Source organism: Diplocloster hominis (genome assembly GCF_032380655.1).
Lineage (GTDB): Bacteria > Bacillota > Clostridia > Lachnospirales > Lachnospiraceae > Diplocloster > Diplocloster hominis.
The window spans coordinates 1-19,787 of the sequence record NZ_JAWDIY010000041.1 but is presented as its reverse complement, the minus strand read 5'-3'; the positions used below and the strand labels follow the sequence as shown (position 1 = coordinate 19,787).

Here is a 19,787-nt window from a genome sequence, read left to right as displayed (position 1 = left end):
TATACCCGAAGGGTGTTTCCTTAGATCAATCCGGCTACCCTTCGCAATATGGCTTCCAGCACACCGCCCCCGATAGCCCTGGCCTTATCTGAAATAGTAAAGCAATACTCCCTCTCGCATCTGGCGTCGATGTCGCCGCATTTCATCCCTTCTGTGACCAGGACACCCGCCTGCAGCATGCCCCGTACCATACCGGACATCTGTGCCCGGATAGGTACGCCGCCGCTGCCGGCGACCACCTGTCCTTTTGTTACAGTATCCCCGATCGAGACCGCAGGCTGAAATAGCCCGCCAGCCTCCGCCCGGATCAGCCGCTCGGCCGTATAGCCGGCTACTTCACCGGGGATTCCCGTATTTGGTATAGCGCTTCCCCGTTCGATTACCCTTCCAAGATAGTGACCCCTTTTGGTCTCCACTACCAGATGGCAGTCCTCCCCAGCCGTAAATCCAGGCCCGACTCCGATCACCAACGGCGCGTCGTCAATCTGAGTTCCTAAGTTCTTTTTCGCCAGTATGGCGTCCACCACCACATCCGGCTGCCAAGTCTCTTTGATCTTCGCTTCGGGATCTGCCAGCACGGAGATGTCTCCCTCTTTCACGATCCGCTCCGCCTCTTCGCTCCCTGCCGCAAAGACGGCCAAGAGCCCCTCAACTCTCGCTTCGCCTTCGTATACCGCGCGGGAAAATGCCACGGTGCGCCGTACCGTAGTCGGCACGGGAATCTCCGTCATACAGATATCAAATCCGCAGTGTTTCAGCCGCCATGCAATTCCGGTCGCCAGATCCCCGGCTCCCTTAATCAAGATCTTCATATCGCGTCATTCCCTAACAGATAAGCGTAATCGCAGATCACCGCCTTCATGAGCCGGACCAGCTGTTCCGGCAGCCCATTTCCGCCTTTTAATTCGATCTCGGATTCCCTGCCGGTAAAGCGGACTTTTACCCTCTGTCCTTCCTGATCCAGCACCACAAATCCTTCATTTTCACTGTCAGCGAAATCCGCCTCATTCGCAAACAGGGTAAATTTCTCTTTGTAAGGCGCGCTGTCGTATGGACAGAAGCTGGCGCAGTTCCCGCATTCATTACACATATAGTCAACATGGATAATCTGTGCCATCCGCATTCCCGGCACCTTCACCGAGATATTGGCCCTGTTGGGACATACGTCTGCGCAGTTCTCACATACGGCTCCGCATTCCAGACAGCGGTAATTCTCACCTGCTGCCTCATGGGCTTCTTTGAGAACACCCTTCTTTTCCGCGATCGCTTCTTCCTGACCGGTCTCCTCACGGTCCGCCCCTACCGGAGCTCCCAGAATCGCGGCCGCGGCCAGGGATGCATCCCGGATCGCCTCCACAACCGTCGCCGGTCCATTCACGCCGTCGCCGGCCACATAGACGCCTTCCACGCTGGTTTCCAGGGTCTGTCCGTTGACCTTCGCCCGTCCCCTGTCATCGGTTAGTATCCCGTTCACCTGGTACCATGCGCCGTTCACCTGTTCCCCGGTAGCGGCGATGACCGTATCGGCCGGTATCTTAACCGTCTCTTTTGTCTCTACCGGCCTTCTTCTGCCGGAGGCGTCGGCATCGCCTAGCTTCATCTTATTACAAACCAGGACGTTATCTTCCAAAGACACAGGTGATAACAGTTCCGCAAATTCCACTCCGTCCTCGACAGCCAGTTCCAGTTCCTCTGCATCTGCCGGCATATAGCGCTTTGTCCTGCGGTAGACCAGGGAGACTTTCTTCACTCCATCCGCCCGTTTGGCTGCTCTGGCCGCGTCCATAGCCGTATTGCCGCCGCCGATGACCACGACTTCACTTCCCAGGTTCAGATGGCCGTCCGCTTTCTTGAATTCTTCCAGGAAGGCCAGCGCATTTACCGCTTCCCCCTTCTCAAGGCTTAACAGCCCCGGTTTGGAAGCGCCCACAGCCAATATGATTTTCTCAAAACCCATTTCTTTCAGGGATGCGATCGTCTTTATTTCCTGATTCAGCTTAACCGTAACCCCCATCTTCTCCATCAGCGCCACGTCTTTATCGATGGAGCCGGAGGGGATTCGGAATTCCGGGATTACATAGCGGACGACTCCGCCAAGGGCGTCCCGCTTTTCATACAGTGTCACCTTCCGGCCTGCTCTGGCCAGAAAATAAGCCGCTGCGATACCGGCAGGCCCGCCGCCGACTACGGCAACCGGTTCTGCCTGCTCCTTCTGAGGTTCCTGAAGTTCTGCGATCAGTTCTTCATATCCGCCTTCTGCCGCTTTTAACTTCATATCGCGGATATGTACCGGTTCTTCATAGAAGTTTCTGGTACATTTGCTCATACAGTTATGGGCGCAGATCGTGCCTGTAATAAACGGAAGCGGATTCTTATCGGTAATCACTTCCATAGCCTCTTTATATTTTCCTTCCCCGGTCAGCTTCATATAGGCGGTGATATCCTGGTGAATGGGGCATCCCTCTTTACAGGGGGCCGCGAAGCAGTCCATCAGCGGAACTTTTTTCTTCATCTTCCGGGAAGGCAGCGGTTTGACCGCCTTCTTATGATGCCGGTCCTGTCTGGATGCTTCCGCCAGATCCTCCAGTTCCCTTTCGTCCACTCCGGTGTACGTATGATACCCGCCTTCCGCCAGCAGCTCTGCGATCTGTACCATTCTCTGATAACCGCCGGGCTTTAGCACAGTGGTTGCCACAGTGATGGGCCAGATTCCCGTATCAAATATCTGGCGGATGTTATATTTATCCGCGCCGCCGGAATAAGAGATCCGCAGTTTTCCGCCGAATTCTTTTGATAATCTGGCCGCCAGCGCGATGGACAGCGGATAGAGAGAACGGCCGGACATATACATCTCCTCCCCCGGAAGCTCGGAAGCCTTGATATCTACCGGGAAGGTGTTCGTCAACTTCACACCAAAGGCCAATTTCTTTTCATCCGCCAAATCCTGCAGACGGTGCAGCATCGGTACTGCGTCTTCATACTGCAGATCATCCTTAAAGTGGAAATCACCAAAGGCCACATAGTCGTATCCCATGTCGTCCATGGTCTTTCTGGCAAACTCGTATCCCAGCAGGGTCGGGTTGCATTTGATGAAGGTATTGAGTTTCTTCTCCGTAATCAGGTAGGTGGCGATCCGCTCGATCTCCGCCGGAGGACAGCCATGCAGGGTGGACAGGGTGATGGAATTACATACATGCGGGGAAATCCCCTCCACATCTTCCCTGGTGATATGCTCGAACCGCCCCAGATTGTCCAGCAGCCATTCCCGGCATTCCCGGAAAACCGGCGTTTCCGAAGCGTCTTTTAAGCCCTCGATAAAGCGGTCGATCTTCTCAGACTTAATCCCCTCCAGGTCATACCCCACACTCATATTGAACTGGAACCCGTCAGGGGACCCCAGGCCGAATTCTTTTGACAATACCTTGATGGCCATCCAGGCCTTTACATATTCATCAAAAGCCTGAGGCACATACAGCTCCGTTGACCATTCCACGTTATAGCACTCATCATCCGCTTTGATACAGGGTTTGGAAACCGGGAGATCTTCGCCGTCCAGAATCTGTACGGTTTTCAGCTCAAAGAAACGGCTGCCTGCACAGTAAGCGGCCACCAGGTTCTGGCACAGCTGGGTATGGGGACCGGCAGCCGGCCCGAAGGGTGTCTCCAGCGCCCGTCCGAAGATCATCAGGCTCTGCCCTGCATCGGCTGTATATGGTCTGCGGATACCGAACACGGTTCCCTTTGTTTTCTTTTCTTCCAGTATCCAATTCATAAACCCGGCAAACGGGATAGGTGTCATACGATCGCTCATTTTCTTTTCCTCCTGATCTTTATGATTTAACCGTTAATGGAATGCCATAATTTCTCTGCCTCTGCCCGGCAGTCCGCCATCGCTTTTTCTTCGTCCACGCCTGTCAATACACGGTCCTTCATCAGAACCTTTCCATTACATACCGTTGTCGTCACATCATGTCCGCTCATTCCAAAAAGGATATGTCCGTTACAGTTGTCACCATTCATAGGGGTCAGCGGATCGTAGGCAGCCACGATCACATCGGCGGCGGCTCCTGCTTTCAGTACACCCAGAGGCTTTTTAAAATACCGGTTGGCGATCCTGGCGTTATTCCGGAACAGCATCTCGGGCACCTCCGCCCATGCCGCATTCGGATCGCACAGATGATGCTTATGCAGAACATTCGCTACCTTATATGATTCTAACATATCATGGGTATAACCGTCGGTGCCAAGTCCTGTCAGAATTCCATGCCGGAAGATCTCCATGGTAGGAGGACATCCGCAGGCGTTCCCCATATTGGATTCCGGATTATGCACGACCATGGTATCGGTATGCTTTAACACATCCATTTCGTGTTCATTTACATAAATGCAGTGGGCGGTGATGGTCTTCGGCCCCAGTATATTCAGATCCATCAGGCGGTCGATGATCCGCTTTCCGTATTTTTTCAGGGAATCATACAGATCTTCGATGCCCTCCGCCACATGAATGTGATATCCTGCCTCTGAGGGCTTATTCACCGCGCAGTATTCCAGCGTGTCGTCGGAAAGGGTAAAGGATGCATGAAGCCCCATCATACCTGCCGACATATCGTCCTCTTCCGCCAATGCGGCCTTAATAAATGCTGCGTTTTCCTGCACACCTTCCCGCATCTTTTCCGTACCGTCCCGGTCGGACACCTCATAGCACAGGCAGGTGCGGACTCCCAGTTCCCTGGCCGCGTCCTGTATGGTAAACAGGCTGTCTTTGATGGAACCGTAGCTGGCATGGTGGTCAAACACGGTGGTGACGCCATTTTTAATACAATCGATATAGGTAGCCATGGCGCTCTGCCTCACCTGCTCCAAAGTCAGATGGCGGTCGATCGTCCACCACATACCGTCCAGAATATCCAGGAAGCCGTCCGGGTTATATCCATTGATGGAAAGCCCTCTGGCCATGGCGCTGTAAATATGTTCATGGGTGTTGATCAATGCCGGCATGATGACACCGCCTTTGGCGTCTATGTATTCCGCATCCGGATACTCCTTTTTCAGGTCCTGCGCCGTTCCCACTTTTTGAATCACCTTGCCGTCTATCAGTACAGCGCCGTTATCAAAAAAAGTATTTTTCTCATCCCTGGTAATCAGCCTGCCATTTCCTATTAATAGCATAGTCCTATTCTCCTTTCATCCTCACCTGCGATCATTCCCAGTGTATTGCACAACCTCTGATTTCCCCAACCCAAAATCATTTATGCAATATCCACAGAATCTATTTCTATAATGATAGTTTACTACTGAAAACTATATAATGCAAGACATAAATCAAAAATTTTTGAGGCAACCTAAAAATTTTTGTAAAAAACTATTGAATTTCTGAAATTATATGCTATGATGGATTTATAAGAAACAAAACTGCTGTGATTTTACACCCCAAAATCTTCGGCAGCCACTCTTTGCGCAGGGAGGATTCTTACATGAAATTTCAACTAGAGTTTTTGAAACAGGTAGCACGCGGAATAACCAAACAGTTCGGACAGAACTGCGAAGTCGTTATACATGATCTGACCACCGGTGACCTGGAGCATTCCATCGCTTTTATCGAAAATGGCCATGTCTCCAACCGCTCTTTAGGTGACGGACCCTCTCATGTGGTTCTGGAAACCTTGCAAAAAGGAGCCAATGAATTACAAGACCATCTGGGATATCTGACCAGGACAACCGACGGGAGAATTTTAAAATCCAGTACGATCTACATAAGAAACGACCAGGACCAGATCCGTTATATTTTTTCCATCAATTATGACATTACCGCCCTTCTGACGGTAGAAAACGCTCTGAAATCGCTGACCGCCACCGAAACCACGGCCAAAGAGCCCGAAAAAATCACCCAAAACGTCAACGACCTGTTGGACGATCTGATCGAACAGTCCGTTGTCCTCGTCGGGAAGCCGGTAGCGATGATGAACAAGGACGATAAGGTCCGCGCCATCCAATTTTTGAATGAGGCCGGCGCTTTCCTTATTACAAAGTCAGGCGACAAAGTCTCCAATTACTTCGGCATCTCCAAATACACGCTTTACAGCTATCTGGATGCCGGAAAGGAAAATGACAACGCCTGATCCGTAAGCTGCGAACACATTGTATTATGGAAGGAGTTAATAAAATGAACGACATTTTATGGGTTGAAAACACGATGCCGCAGACCGACGACAAGAACCTGGAGATCATGGCATTGGAAAACGTCCGCAAAGCCCGGGCTTTCCACGAGAGTTTTCCCCAGTACACCAGAACCCCTCTGGCCAAGCTGGAACGCATGGCGACCTACCTCGGGATCAAGGAATTATATGTGAAGGACGAATCTTACCGGTTCGGTCTGAACGCTTTCAAAGTATTGGGCGGTTCCTTCGCCATGGCCCGCTACATAGCAAAACAGATTGGCAAGGATGTATCGGAGCTTCCCTACCGGGTACTGACCTCCGACGCATTGAGAGAGGAATTCGGTCAGGCCACTTTCTTCACAGCGACGGACGGCAATCACGGCCGCGGCGTGGCGTGGTCGGCAAATATCCTGAAGCAGAAAGCTGTGGTATTTATGCCGAAGGGCACGACCAAGACCCGTTTTGACAATATTGAACGTGAGAATGCGACGGTAACCATCGAAAACGCCAACTACGACGAATGTGTCCGGATGGCCGCCGAAGCTGCGGAAAATACAAAAAATGGTGTCGTCGTTCAGGATACCGCTTGGGACGGCTACGAAGAGATCCCGTCCTGGATCATGCAGGGATACGGAACCATGGCTGACGAAGCCAACGGGCAGATGGAGGCCTACGGCTGCGAGAGCCCCACCCATGTATTCGTGCAGGCCGGCGTAGGCTCCTTAGCAGGCGCCGTACAGGGGTATTTCGCCAACCGTTATCCCGAGAACCCTCCCATGGTGATCGTAGTCGAGGCGCAGGCCGCCGACTGCCTGTATCGGAGCGCCGCCTCCCATGACGGGTCGATCCGTATCGTAGATGGGGACATGGAAACGATTATGGCCGGTCTGGCTTGCGGGGAACCCAATACCATCTCCTGGGATATATTGAGAAATCATGTAAAAGTATTCACCTCCTGCCCCGACTGGGTGGCAGAACGTGGAATGAAGATGCTGGCCGCGCCTTTCCGCGGAGATCCGCAGGTGATCTCCGGAGAATCCGGCGCCGTCCCCTTCGGACTGCTGGCCTGCATCATGAAGATGAAACGCTACAGAGATCTGCGGGATGTATTAAAATTAGATGAGAATTCCAGGGTACTGCTCTTCTCCACCGAGGGCGATACCGATCCGAACCGATTTAAGGATATCATTTGGGATATGTGATCTATGAATAAACATAAGTAATGTTCCTAATTTCAGTTTTACTTTTTAAAAGTTACTCAATGTATTAAAAATGTAAACCACAGGAGGTAGTAAAATGGATTTCAACAAAATCAAAGAACTGGCACAGAGTTATGAAAAGGACATGACAAAATTCTTACGTGACCTGGTAAAAATCCCCGGTGAGAGCTGCGGGGAAAAAGGCCACATTGACCGCATCGCTGAGGAAATGCGCAAAGTAGGATTCGATAAAGTAGAAATTGACCCCATGGGCAACGTACTGGGTTATATGGGCAGCGGTAAGACGCTGATCGGCTACGACGCCCACATTGACACCGTCGGTATCGGCAACATCAGCAACTGGGAATTTGATCCTTACGAGGGCTTCGAAACCGATACGGAAATCGGCGGCCGCGGAACCTCCGATCAGCTGGGCGGTATCGTCTCCAGCGTGTACGGCGCCAAGATCATGAAGGAACTGGGCCTCTTAAGCGACAAATATACCGTACTGGTTACCGGAACCGTTCAGGAAGAAGACTGTGACGGGCTGTGCTGGCAGTATATCATCAACGAGGACAAAGTAAAACCGGAATTCGTCGTAATCACCGAGCCGACCGACGGCAATATCTACAGAGGCCAGCGCGGACGTATGGAAATCCGTGTGGATGTCAAAGGTATCTCCTGCCACGGTTCCGCTCCGGAACGGGGAGAAAACGCGATCTATAAGATGGCTGACATCCTTCAGGAGGTACGCGAGTTAAATAACAAGCTGCACTATGATCCTTTCCTAGGAAAAGGAACCCTTGCTGTATCTGAGATCTTCTTCACCTCCCCTTCCCGCTGTGCGGTAGCCGACAGCTGTGCGATCTCCATCGACCGCCGTCTGACTGACGGGGAGACCTATGAGATGGCATTGGATGAAATCCGCGCCCTGCCCACCGTCAGGAAATATGAAGCCGTAGTCAGCATGTACAAATATGAAAGACCCAGCTACACCGATCTGGTATATCCGACCGACTGCTATTTCCCTACATGGGTGATCCCCGAAGATCACGCCGCGACACAGGCCATGGTAGAATCTTATCAGGGAATGTTCGGAGAGCCCAAGGTTGACAAATGGACCTTCTCCACCAACGGAGTTTCCATTATGGGGCGCTACGGAATCCCCTGCATCGGATTCGGACCTGGAAAAGAAGCCCAGGCCCATGCTCCCAACGAGAAGACCTGGAAAGCAGACCTGGTGAAATGTGCCGCTGTATATGCCGCACTCCCCACTTTATACTGTAAATAATTTTATCATCTGTCAATTGTGACTTCGTATCTGGTTTAATAAATTCATGGATTCCTGTGGCTGATTCCCCCAACAATCAGCCACAGCCAACATATATATTTAAAGGAGAGAAAAAAATGAAAACATTGCAGGATTACATCGATAAGCTAAACCAATTGAATTTCAAAGAAATGTACAATAACGACTTTTTCCTGACCTGGGAAAAAACCGATGATGAACTGGAAGCAGTATGGACCGTAGCCGACGCGCTGCGTTTCATGAGGGAAAATAATATTTCCACAAAAGTATTTGAAAGCGGTCTCGGTATCTCCTTGTTCCGCGACAATTCCACCAGAACCCGTTTTTCCTTCGCATCCGCCTGCAACCTGCTGGGCCTGGAAGTGCAGGATCTGGACGAAGGCAAGTCTCAGATCGCTCACGGCGAGACCGTCCGGGAAACCGCCAACATGATTTCTTTCATGGCCGACGTCATCGGAATCCGTGATGACATGTACATCGGTAAAGGAAATGCCTATATGCACGAAGTATCCGACTCCGTAAAGCAGGGCAATATCGACGGAATCCTGGAGCAGCGCCCTACCCTTGTTAACCTGCAGTGTGATATCGACCACCCGACCCAGTGTATGGCAGATATGCTGCACATCATCCATGAGTTCGGCGGTGTGGAGAACTTAAAAGGCAAGAAGCTGGCCATGACCTGGGCATACTCTCCTTCCTACGGCAAACCCCTCTCCGTTCCCCAGGGTGTCATCGGTCTGATGACCCGTATGGGCATGGAAGTGGTGCTGGCGCATCCCGAAGGCTACGAAGTAATGCCTGAGGTAGAAGAAGTTGCCAAGAAAAACGCGGCAGCATCCGGCGGAAGCTACCGCAGAACCAATGATATGAAGGAAGCCTTCAAAGACGCTGATATCGTATATCCGAAGAGCTGGGCTCCGTTCGCCGCTATGGAAGAAAGAACCAAACTGTACGGCGAGGGTGACACCGAGGGTATCAATAAACTGGAAAAAGAGCTGCTGGCGCAGAACGCAGAGTACAAAGACTGGGCATGTACGGAAGAAATGATGTCCTTAACCAAAGACGGCAAAGCCCTCTATCTGCACTGTCTGCCCGCTGACATCTCCGGATTAAGCTGTGAAACCGGCGAAGTGGATGCCTCCGTATTCGACCGTTACCGCAATCCCTTATACAAGGAAGCCAGCTATAAGCCCTATGTCATCGCTGCTATGATCCTGCTCAGCAAATTTGAAGATCCGGCCGCTCTGATGAAAAAACTGGAGGAGCGTAATACTCCACGTGTTTTTAAATAAAATAGTCTGGGGCGGATAATGGGCCGGGATAATGGGCCGGGAAGAGAGGGAACGGGCGGGGCCTGGAACCGGGCGGCTCATCTCGTGGGGCCATATCACTTCGACCGGACCTAAGAACGGCTAACTACGAAGACGGGAGAACCTCTTATTGGCAGGGTCTGGAACAAACTCGCCAAAAAACGGCTCGGACAGTGTTCCAGGCCCTGCGAGGTTCTCCCGTCCTCTGCGTAAGCCGTTCTAAGGCCCGGTCTCAAGTGATATGGCCCCACGAGATGAGCCGCCCGGTTCCAGGCCCCGCCCGTTCCCTCTCTTCCCTACTTTAATTATGGCCTGTTTGTATGTTCTTTCTGGCTGATTTTTTTGCAGTTCTTATTGTGTTAGCTATTGTGACTGCTATAGTTGGCCGTAGAATTTTGACACTCTTAAATACTTCTTTTATTTTAATACTTCTTTTATTTTAATGCTTCTTTTATTTTAATGCTTCTTTTATTTTGCTTCTTTTATTTTAATTCTTGGTATTTAAATCTACGAAGGGCGGTTTTTTGATATCTTGACCTCTCTTCTATCCTATATACCTGTTGTGCTGGAATATGCACGAATGGAGGAAATTATGAGTAAGAAAAGAATTGTTATTGCTTTGGGCGGTAATGCCCTGGGGGATACCCTGCCTGAACAGATGAATGCTGTAAAAATAACCTCTAAGGCCATCGCGGATCTCATTGAAGAAGGGCATGAAGTCGTTGTATCACACGGAAATGGCCCGCAGGTCGGTATGATTAATAATGCTATGGCTGCGCTTAGCCGTGAGAATCCAAAACAGCCAAACACTCCCCTCTCCGTCTGCGTAGCTATGAGTCAGGCTTACATCGGTTATGATCTGCAGAACGCATTGCGGGAAGAACTCCGCAATCGGGGACATTTCGATATTCCGGTTGTCACCATGGTAACTCAGGTCCGGGTTAATCCTGATGATCCGGCTTTTGAGAATCCGTCTAAACCCATAGGGCATTTTATGACTAAGGAACAGGCTGATATTTCGGCCGAAAAATATGGGTACATCATGAAGGAAGACGCCGGGCGCGGCTACCGCCGTGTCGTTGCCTCTCCCCGGCCCGTGGAGATCGTGGAATCCGACGCGATCCGTACTTTGGTAGAGAGCGGTAATATCGTCATCGCCGGCGGCGGCGGCGGAATCCCGGTAACCCTGCAGGGGAATCATCTAAAAGGCGCCAGCGCGGTTATCGATAAAGACTTCGCCAGCTGCCTGATGGCCCAGGAACTGGATGCCGATTATCTGATTATCTTAACCGCTGTGGAAAAAGTGGCTGTCAATTTCGGCAAACCGGATGTAAAATGGTTGTCCGAAATAACCGTTGACGAGGCGAAGAAATATATGGACGAGGGACACTTCGCTCCTGGTTCCATGCTTCCAAAGGTGCAGGCGGCCGTGCAGTTTGCCTCCTCCAAACCCGGACGCACCGCACTTATCACCCTGTTAGAGAAGGCAAAGGATGGGATCGAAGGTAAGACCGGGACGATTATCCGGCAGTAGTACTGATTCTTCTTTCCGGGGAAGACTACCGTTGTTTTTGGACCGCTTTCCCCGGAAAGTGCGTATTGGCGATGTATACACCTGCAATGATCAATAGTGCCCCTATCATCTGAAATTCTGAAAAACCTTCGTTCAAAATCAATATTCCCGCAACTATTGAGACTACCGTTGCTGCTCCGATAAAGGAAGCAGCGCGGTTGACACCTATCCTTGAAATAGCTATATTCGATAGGAAAAATGCAAGGACGGAGCATCCAATCCCCTGATACAAGACCGCGATCAGAAAGCTCTTATTGGTGAATGGTAATCGTATTACTTCGTTCAGGCTGCCTTGCAATGATGCTTCTAATACAGCAAGTACTCCAAAGATAATTGCTCCGGCAGCCAGCATTATAAATGTTATTTCACCTCCGGTATATTCCTGGGCTTTTTCGACATATATGCTGTACAATGCATAGGAAATGACAGCTGCCGTAAGCATTGCATACCCGGCAAACGAAAAACTCGCTGCTGCGCCCACTGCGAATATGGTTACAAGAACGCCGGACAATGTCACAAGGATTCCTAATATTTGCTTTTTTTGAGGCTTTTTGTGTAATAGAAAGGTAGATGCCAGCAAAGAAATCACCGGTATACATGCCAAAAAGGCTCCGCTTTCTGATGCAGTCGTGTAACGAATCCCCACTGTTTCCCCGATAAAATAAATGCAAGGGCTAAAAAAAGCGACTGTCAGCAGGGGCTTTAATTTTTTCCCTTTTAACTGTATTTTGATAATACCGCTGAAAGTACACAGCCCCATGACTATGATCGCAACCAAAAACCTCCATCCTAACAGGGTCAGCGCACTGGCATCCCTGGTTGCCTGCTTGGTAAATATATAACTCAGTCCAAAAAGCGTTTCACACCCCAATGCACAAAAACATCCGATGAAAGCGTCTTTATGTTCTCTTTTTTTCACTGTCATACTCCCGTTTCTGTTTCATACTCCCATTTCTGTTATATCTGCCGTTCAGAAAAACATTCTGGATGCCAGAACCGTTCTCAAATATTATAACGGATTACGCGCAGAAGAGGACGAAACCTGGCAGGACTCCCGGCGCTGTTAAGCGCCTTTGGCAAAATACCACGGCTCCTGCTGATAAGAGGTTTCGTCCTCTCCGAAGTTATTTGGTTTTTCTAAATGCTACTGCGGCCCGCCGCTTTTTGAAAAGGCCTCCAACAGTAAATCCATCTGCGGTGGTATGTGAATCGGTTCTCCTGCCGCTTTGACCGCATTATTTACGTCCTTTAAGCCATTGCCCGTTACGATGCTGACCACAGACGCTCCTTTCGGAATCAGACCCAGTTCCACTGCTTTTTTGACACCGGCCGTTCCGGTCACACCGGCAGGCTCGCCAAAGACTCCGCAGGTTCGTCCCAACAGACGCATAGCCGCCAGTATTTCGTCATCGGACACTTCTACAGTGACGCCGTTTGACTCCAGAATGGCGTTGATCGCCTTATCCGGGTTGCGGGGTACTCCTACCGCGATGCTGTCCGCGATGGTGTTTTCTTCCATGGGTTCAAGGGGCGTATTGGTTCTGGCCGCACGGTTGATCGGATAGCAGCCCGACGCCTGTACGCTGATCAGCTTCGGCAAACGGTCGATGAACCCGGCCTCATACAGATCCTTAAATCCTTTCCAGACTCCGGCGATCGAACAGCCGTCGCCTACGGAGATCGCTGCGTAGTCAGGCATCTGAAAGTCCAGCTGCTCCGCGATCTCCAGGGCTACCGTCTTCTTCCCTTCCATCAGATAGGGATTGATCGCCGCGTTCCGGTTATACCAGCCCCAGCGGTCGATGGCTTCCGCCGACAGCCGGAATGTGTCCTCATAGGTTCCCTGCACGCTGATCACCGTGGCCCCGAAGATCATAAGCTGGGACACTTTTCCCTTCGGCGCCCTCTCCGGCACAAAGATAAAGGTCTTATAGCCGGCGGCGGCCGCATTCCCGGCCAGGGAGGAGGCCGCATTTCCGGTGGAGGAGCAGGCGATGGTATCCGCCCCCGCTTCGTAAGCCTTGGCCACAGCCATGGCGGAGGCGCGGTCCTTCATGCTTGCCGTGGGATTGATTCCGTCGTCCTTGATATACAGGGTTTTGATGCCGATCTTCTCCGCCAGGCGGTCCGCCTTGTAGAGAGGGGACCAGCCTACCCGAAGCTTTGGATATTTCCCTTCCTCTCCTACCGGAAGGAACTCACGGTAGCGCCACATGGAATAATCTTTCCGCTGTGTCAGCTGCTCTTTCGTCAAATGCGCTTTTATATGGTTATAATCATATTTGATATCCAGAATACCGCCGCATTTGTGACAGGTCGTCACGTTAGGAACGGCTTCATACTCCGCGCCGCATCGGACGCAGACGGCTGAAATAACATGTTTCATTCTCTTTGCGCCCTTCCCTTCTACAGATTCTTAAGCAGTCCGGTGTTCTCATTGAATTCCTGAATCAGTTCATCGATCTGGGCAGCCTGTTTATGTACGGCGCCCCAGGTATTTTCATAGTCATACCACAGCGCGTTCAGTTCTTCCACTGTCCTGCCCTGCTGCTCTACCCAGGTGTAGTATTTCAGATTATGAATCCGCTTCCTGCCCACATAGGTCAGCTCTTCCAGGTTATCCGTCTTAATGGACCGCAAATGAGTATGATAATCGATCGCCGCCTTCCCCGCGCTGTATTCGCCATCCTCTTCCCGCAGCTCATCGATTCTGGAACCATACATAGCGGCGGAATCTGTCAGAACGGTGGCCACCACATCATTCTCCGTCAATTCGTAATATTTGGCCATCTTGATCGCGCACAGAACATTGGCAATTCCTGAGATTCCCATGAAAGCAAGTTCATCCACCAGTTTCGGATCAACTCCCGCTTCTTTTATCAGATACTCGCGGCCTTCCGGTTCGTTGAACAGGCGCAGCAATTTCTGGCTGTCTTCGTCATCGATGGCAATGACCATATCCGTATTCTTTACATTGTGAATCCACGGTACGTGCTTGTCACCGATACCTTCGATGCGGTGTCCCCCGAATCCGTTGTTTAACAGGGTCGGGCACTGCAGCGCCTCTCCCACGCCCAGCTTAAGCCCTGGGAATTTTTCTTTGAGATAATCGCCGGTTCCTGTGGTTCCCGCGGAACCGGAAGTAAAGCAGGCGCCGGCCAGATGGCTCTTCTCATCGGCTATGCTAAGATAAGCCTCCTCTATCGCGTTTCCGGTCACCGCATAATGCCACAGATGGTTCCCCATCTCCTCAAACTGGTTGAAGATCATGACATCGTCTCTGGTGTTGCGAAGCTCCCAGGTTTTGTCAAAGATCTCTTTTACATTGCTCTCGCAGCCGGGGGTGGCAATGATCTCCGTAGCCACCGTGGCCAGCCAGTCGAATCGTTCCCGGCTCATCTGCGCCGGCAGGATAGCGATGGAATCACAGGACAGGAGTTTGGAATTAAACGCGCCGCCCCGGCAATAGTTGCCGGTGGACGGCCATACCGCTTTCTGGCGGCTGGCGTCGAACTGTCCGGTCACCAGCCTAGGCGCCAGACATCCGAAGGAAGCTCCTACTTTATGGCAGCCGGTCGGGAAGAATTTTCCGATCATACACAGGATCTTCGCGTCCACACCGGTAAGTTCCTTGGGGAGCACGATAAAATTCGAGCCGCCGAACAGGCCTCCGCTCTCTTTCGGCTCATTTTTCCATGTAATACGAAACAGGTTCAGGGGATTGATATCCCACAGACCTACACTTTTTAACTGTTCTTTAATCGCTTCGGGTACCTTTTCCGGATTTCTCATCTGCTCGAAAGTGGGAATGATGATATTCTTTTCCTTTGCCCGCTCAATATTTCTAGCCAAAGCCTCTTGTTTCCTGGTTAAATCAATCACTCTATTCATCCTCCTGATATATGTAGTTTTAGGCGTACCCCAACTGTAACCTATGTGTAATATTATAGCATCTGAAAGCGTTTTATTCAATGAATCTGAGTGATTATCGGGAGTAATATTGAAGCAGGTGTTCTTTTACTGTCTTGTAACGGGCGCGGCTGACAGGAACCATACGGCCATCGGTAAATTCGGCGGACAGGGCGCTTAGTTTTCTTAGCTTTGTCATGTTTAGCGCGTAGCTTTGATGGCATCTTACAAAATAAGACGGGAGACGTTCCATGATATCGTCTAATTTTATGTAGTATTTCCACTGATGGTTCCGGCCGTGGAGGTAGATCACATGTTTATCGCTTTCCAGATAGGAGATGTCTGTCAAAGGGATTTTTTGTATTCCGTTTCTGTTCTTCAGGATCAGGGTGTCTTTTTCTTCCTGTCGGCACCTGGCAAGAGCGGCAGTCAGGGCTGCTTTCAGATCATCCGAAGGAATAGGTTTGGGAAGGCAGCAGACAGGTTCGGTATCAAATATTTCCTCCGGCACGTCTTTATCGGAACTCATCCAGATAAATTTGATCTCGGGACATTTTTGACGGATGACTTTTGATTCATTTATAGATACGCAGGCATCTTTGGAGATATCGGACAGGATCAGGTCTGGGCAGGTTGTGCCTGCACCGATCTCTGCAATCAGGGACTCCAAAGAGTCATAGAACACTGTTTTCATTTCCTGTCTGCAGCATGTGGATACCACTTTGGCGATTTCTTTTTGAATGGTTCTATTTTCATCACAAACGGCCAGTCTTATCATGCGGATTCCTCCTTGGTATGTTCTCAGGCTATTATAACGCAGCCGGCTGCCGGCAACAAGACAGCCGGCATTTTTGAGCATTATTTCATCATAAGAGGAAGATTATTCTTGTCTTGCATGGTGATCCCGCTGTCAAAAAAAGATCTTCCTGAAAAGGCGGGCGATAAGCGCTTCGCCTATCGCCCGCCTTTTCCCGCGCCTGGTCTCCCTGCGCTGCGGTTAAGAATCCTCCTGCGGTTTTTCCTTTGGAATAATACAGTTCAGCAGAACTGCCACAATCGTCGCTACCACAACTGCGGATTTCCCAAAAATGGTAGTCACCCAGCCTGGAAACATAGCCAAGGCTTCCGGGACCAGGGTAATTCCCATTCCCAATGCGACGGCCAGGCCCACAATCGCCGTATTCCGGTAATTCAGCGGCTCCTGGCTGATCAGCTTAATCCCCGTCATGGTGATGGAGGCAAACACGGAAACCGTGGCGCCGCCCAGCACACACTGAGGAATCGTTGTGAGAATCGATGCAAACTTGGGTACGGAACCGGCCAGGAAGATAATGACTGCGGCCAGACCCAGTACACACCGGTTTACCACTTTCGTGGTAGCTACGATCCCCACATTCTGGCTGAAAGTTGCAGTAGGCAATCCCCCAAAGAATGCGCCAATCACACTGGCCACGCCGTTACCGATGATACCGCCGGACAGCTCCCGATCCGTCGGCTCCCGGTCCAGTCCACCCGCTGTGGTCGCGGACAGATCCCCGATGGCCTGCACCGAATTAACGATGTACAGGATGGATATGGATATTATGGTCGAAACTTCGAACTTGATCCCAAAGTGCATAGGCTTCGCAATATAAAACCAGTCGGCCTGGGAGATCGCTGTAAAATCCACCATTCCGAGACTGACCGCCAGCGCGTAGCCGACAATAATGCCAATCAGAATCGAAGACAGTTTGAAGAATCCCTTTCCGAAATGGTTCAGCCCTACCACCAGAATCAGCGTGACAATCGCCACAAACCAGTTTTTCGCGCTGCCATAATCCGCGCTGCCCTGCCCTCCGGCCATATAATTAATCGCCGTGGGATACAAAGACAGCCCAATCGTGAATACCACCGTTCCTGCCACTAACGGAGGAAACAACGGCCTGAGCCATTTGATAAAAATGCCTACGATGACTGCCACGATACCGCCCACCAACTGAGCGCCGAAGATCGTAGCCACATCGAAATCGCCTGCAATTGCCTGTAGCGATGCCAGGTAGGCAAAACTGACACCCATGATAACCGGTAATCCGGAGCCGATATACTTTCCGATCGGAAACAGCTGGATTAACGTCGCAACTGCTGCGACCAACAGCGCCGCCTGCACAAGCACCACTTTGTCGGACGCTGTCATCGTACCCTTATCGATAGCCACCCCAGCCACGATAATCGCCGGTGTCACACACCCCACAATCATAGCCACTACATGCTGCAACGCTAACGGCAGTGCCTGCCGCATAGCCGGAATCCCCCGGACATCAAAAACCGAGGCTCCGGTTTTAAACTTGAGATGGTTGTTCATAAATCATGATCCTCCTGTTTTCATCTTCATCCAATGGAATGAATCACCCAAAACATTCTATCGGATCATTTGATTTATTATCACCCTATCTCATTATACCCTGAACACCCTCCTATTTCAAGAATACTGCCGGATTATTTATGGTTCCTTAACTCTTTTCTTTTCCTTTATTCCAGTGCTTTTTTTACCAGCTTTTTGACCTGCTTTTTGCATTTGCCGCAGGCGCTGCCCGCTTTGGTGGCTTTTTTGACTTCCTTGTAACTGGAGGCTCCTTGTTCTACCGCTTTTAGGATGTCACCTTTGGTTAGTTTGCGGCAGGGACAGATTACTTTTTCTTTGTTCATTACAGCACCAGTGAGGGAGCGGTGTATACGCGGGCGCTAAGTTCGTTGTCCAGCATATACAGACCTTTGGCGTCTCCTGCAAAAAGCTCGTACTTTTTGATCAGGTCTTCCGCGTTGGTCTCCTCTTCTCCCTGCTCCTTTACAAACCAGTCCAGGAACTGCATAGTACGGAAGTCTTTTGCCTGGTAGGCTTCATCGTAGATCTCGTGGATCAGGCCGGTGACATATTGTTCATGCTCCAACCCTAATTTTAAGGGGTCCAGAAAGCTTTGGTACTCCTTGTGGGGGCTGTCGATCTCTGTGAATGTAACCTGATGGCCATTGTTCAGCAGATATTTCCGAAACAGCATCGCATGGTCCCGTTCCTCCTGGGCCTGGATCTCGTACCAATTGGCAAATCCTTTGAGTCCTTCGTTTTCATAATAATTGGCAAAATCTAAATAGAAATAAGCGGAATAAAATTCTTTATTAATTTGTGTGTTCAGTAATTGTGCTACTTTTTCTGCAAGCATTCTGCATTTCTCCTTTCGTGGCTAAAACCGTATACTAACATTATTTCTGATTACGGTTTTTATTATAGATCTTATATATCTTTTTTTCAACTTCAAACCTTTTCCTGTCTTTCCCTTATTTCCCATCTTATCTCCCGGCTAATCTCCACTCATCCTCCTTATTTCCTAAAGTTACAGCCAGTGCGCATCCGGTCAGTAACATCCTTATTGCTTTCCGCGGTCTACTCTGGTACAATAGTCAACAGAAATGGAGTGACCTGCTTATGGGAATGAGAATTCCGATAGAGACTTCCGCCAGACATGCGCATATCAGCCAGGCGGATTTTGAGATATTGTTTGGGGAGGGAAAGGGCCTGACTTTTGTCAAGGAGTTAAGCCAGCCGGGACAGTTTGTGGCGAAGGAGAGGATTACGGTCTCCGGCCCCCGCGGGACTTTCCGGAATGTGGCGATACTGGGGCCGTTTCGAAAGGAGACACAGATCGAACTGTCCGTTACGGATACCAGGAAGATCGGTGTGCCTGTGGTGATCCGGCAGTCGGGGGATCTGGCGGGTACTCCGGGATGTACGATTCAGGCGGGACGGCGTTCCATCGAGCTGCATCATGGGGTAATTGTGGCGAAACGCCATATTCATATGACACCGACGGAAGCGCTGCAGCTGCATGTCTCCGACAATGAAGAGGTGTTTGTCATAACCCAGAGTTATGAACGGGCGCTGATCTTTGCGGATGTGGTGGTTCGTGTCAATCCGAATTACAGACTGGCTATGCATGTGGATACCGATGAGGCTAACGCCTTTGCCGGCGATGCTTCTCCCTATGGGGTCCTTTTGAAAATGTTCGACGGTAACGTATATAATCTGGCTTCCTGGGCGGAAGAATTACAGGATGGCATCAAGAGATGATGCCATCCTGCTTTTTTATTTCATAGGAAAATGCTCCTATGAATAAAAAACGCTCCGCTGGGATCGCACTACGGCGGAAAGGAAGATGCCGCTTACGCGGCCCGCCGCAGGCGGAGAGTTTCGCAAGCGAAACTCTTTTTCATATAATAAGAAAGTTCGCCAAATAGCTAACTATTGATTAAAAAAGCCCGCAAAATGCGAGCAAAGTAAACAGACGGTGGTTAGAA

16 protein-coding genes are annotated in these 19,787 nt (G+C 50.5%); 6 read left to right on the top strand and 10 right to left on the bottom strand.

Translation table 11 applies throughout. The features are described 5' to 3' along the window. Positions 1 to 20: 20 nt before the first annotated feature. Genes yqeB through ssnA form a run of 3 tightly spaced genes read right to left on the bottom strand, consistent with a single transcriptional unit; the run spans position 21 to position 5,169 of the window. Entirely contained in the window at positions 21 to 812 is a 792-nt protein-coding gene (gene yqeB / locus ABC831_RS23090; protein WP_343250428.1) for a selenium-dependent molybdenum cofactor biosynthesis protein YqeB, read from the bottom strand. Next, positions 809 to 3,811: a putative selenate reductase subunit YgfK gene (ygfK, locus tag ABC831_RS23085; RefSeq protein WP_343250427.1), complete on the bottom strand. Its 3,003-nt coding sequence runs from the start codon at positions 3,809 to 3,811 to the stop codon at positions 809 to 811. Before ygfK ends, yqeB begins: the two co-directional genes overlap by 4 nt. Before the next feature lie 26 nt (positions 3,812 to 3,837). Then, entirely contained in the window at positions 3,838 to 5,169 is a 1,332-nt protein-coding gene (ssnA, locus tag ABC831_RS23080; protein WP_343250426.1) for a putative aminohydrolase SsnA, read from the bottom strand. Positions 5,170 to 5,474: 305 nt separating this feature from the next. On the opposite strand from ssnA, the gene ABC831_RS23075 reads away from it, so the two are divergent. The 5 genes from ABC831_RS23075 (at position 5,475) to arcC (ending at position 11,510) form a co-directional block, all read left to right on the top strand. Continuing rightward, positions 5,475 to 6,119: a helix-turn-helix transcriptional regulator gene (locus tag ABC831_RS23075; RefSeq protein WP_343250425.1), complete on the top strand. Its 645-nt coding sequence runs from the start codon at positions 5,475 to 5,477 to the stop codon at positions 6,117 to 6,119. Positions 6,120 to 6,163: 44 nt separating this feature from the next. Next, a complete protein-coding gene (dpaL, locus tag ABC831_RS23070) occupies positions 6,164 to 7,360 on the top strand; it encodes a diaminopropionate ammonia-lyase (RefSeq protein WP_343250424.1) in 1,197 nt (398 codons plus the stop codon). Positions 7,361 to 7,454: 94 nt separating this feature from the next. Further along, the gene (locus ABC831_RS23065; RefSeq protein ID WP_343250423.1) at positions 7,455 to 8,648 is read left to right on the top strand and encodes a YgeY family selenium metabolism-linked hydrolase; all 1,194 of its coding nucleotides are present in this window, start codon (positions 7,455 to 7,457) and stop codon (positions 8,646 to 8,648) included. Between the two features lie 116 nt (positions 8,649 to 8,764). Further along, entirely contained in the window at positions 8,765 to 9,958 is a 1,194-nt protein-coding gene (gene ygeW / locus ABC831_RS23060; RefSeq protein ID WP_343250422.1) for a knotted carbamoyltransferase YgeW, read from the top strand. 610 nt (positions 9,959 to 10,568) lie between these two features. Further along, positions 10,569 to 11,510, top strand: a complete 942-nt coding sequence (gene arcC / locus ABC831_RS23055; protein ID WP_343250421.1) for a carbamate kinase — start codon at positions 10,569 to 10,571, stop codon at positions 11,508 to 11,510. 25 nt (positions 11,511 to 11,535) lie between these two features. Here the strand turns inward: arcC and ABC831_RS23050 are convergent, their stop codons facing one another. The 7 genes from ABC831_RS23050 to ABC831_RS23020 all read right to left on the bottom strand — a co-directional run bounded on the left by ABC831_RS23050 (position 11,536) and on the right by ABC831_RS23020 (position 18,655). Beyond that, positions 11,536 to 12,468, bottom strand: a complete 933-nt coding sequence (locus tag ABC831_RS23050; RefSeq protein ID WP_343250420.1) for a DMT family transporter — start codon at positions 12,466 to 12,468, stop codon at positions 11,536 to 11,538. A gap of 225 nt (positions 12,469 to 12,693) precedes the next feature. Then, a complete protein-coding gene (locus tag ABC831_RS23045; protein ID WP_343250419.1) occupies positions 12,694 to 13,935 on the bottom strand; it encodes a threonine synthase in 1,242 nt (413 codons plus the stop codon). Positions 13,936 to 13,955: 20 nt separating this feature from the next. After that, positions 13,956 to 15,431 carry a hypothetical protein gene (locus ABC831_RS23040; RefSeq protein ID WP_343250418.1) on the bottom strand — a complete coding sequence of 492 codons (1,476 nt, stop codon included), beginning with the start codon at positions 15,429 to 15,431 and terminating at the stop codon, positions 13,956 to 13,958. Between the two features lie 103 nt (positions 15,432 to 15,534). Next, positions 15,535 to 16,236, bottom strand: coding sequence for a LytR/AlgR family response regulator transcription factor (locus ABC831_RS23035; RefSeq protein WP_343250417.1), 702 nt, complete (start codon positions 16,234 to 16,236; stop codon positions 15,535 to 15,537). A 219-nt stretch (positions 16,237 to 16,455) separates the two neighbouring features. Next, positions 16,456 to 17,799 carry a uracil-xanthine permease family protein gene (locus tag ABC831_RS23030; RefSeq protein ID WP_343250416.1) on the bottom strand — a complete coding sequence of 448 codons (1,344 nt, stop codon included), beginning with the start codon at positions 17,797 to 17,799 and terminating at the stop codon, positions 16,456 to 16,458. 167 nt (positions 17,800 to 17,966) lie between these two features. Then, entirely contained in the window at positions 17,967 to 18,143 is a 177-nt protein-coding gene (locus ABC831_RS23025) for a (2Fe-2S)-binding protein (RefSeq protein ID WP_343250415.1), read from the bottom strand. Beyond that, the gene (locus ABC831_RS23020; protein ID WP_343250414.1) at positions 18,143 to 18,655 is read right to left on the bottom strand and encodes a ferritin; all 513 of its coding nucleotides are present in this window, start codon (positions 18,653 to 18,655) and stop codon (positions 18,143 to 18,145) included. Before ABC831_RS23020 ends, ABC831_RS23025 begins: the two co-directional genes overlap by 1 nt. A 263-nt stretch (positions 18,656 to 18,918) precedes the next feature. Here ABC831_RS23020 and pduL point away from each other — a divergent pair, with 263 nt between their 5' ends. Beyond that, positions 18,919 to 19,560 carry a phosphate propanoyltransferase gene (pduL, locus tag ABC831_RS23015; RefSeq protein ID WP_343250413.1) on the top strand — a complete coding sequence of 214 codons (642 nt, stop codon included), beginning with the start codon at positions 18,919 to 18,921 and terminating at the stop codon, positions 19,558 to 19,560. Positions 19,561 to 19,787 lie beyond the last annotated feature (227 nt).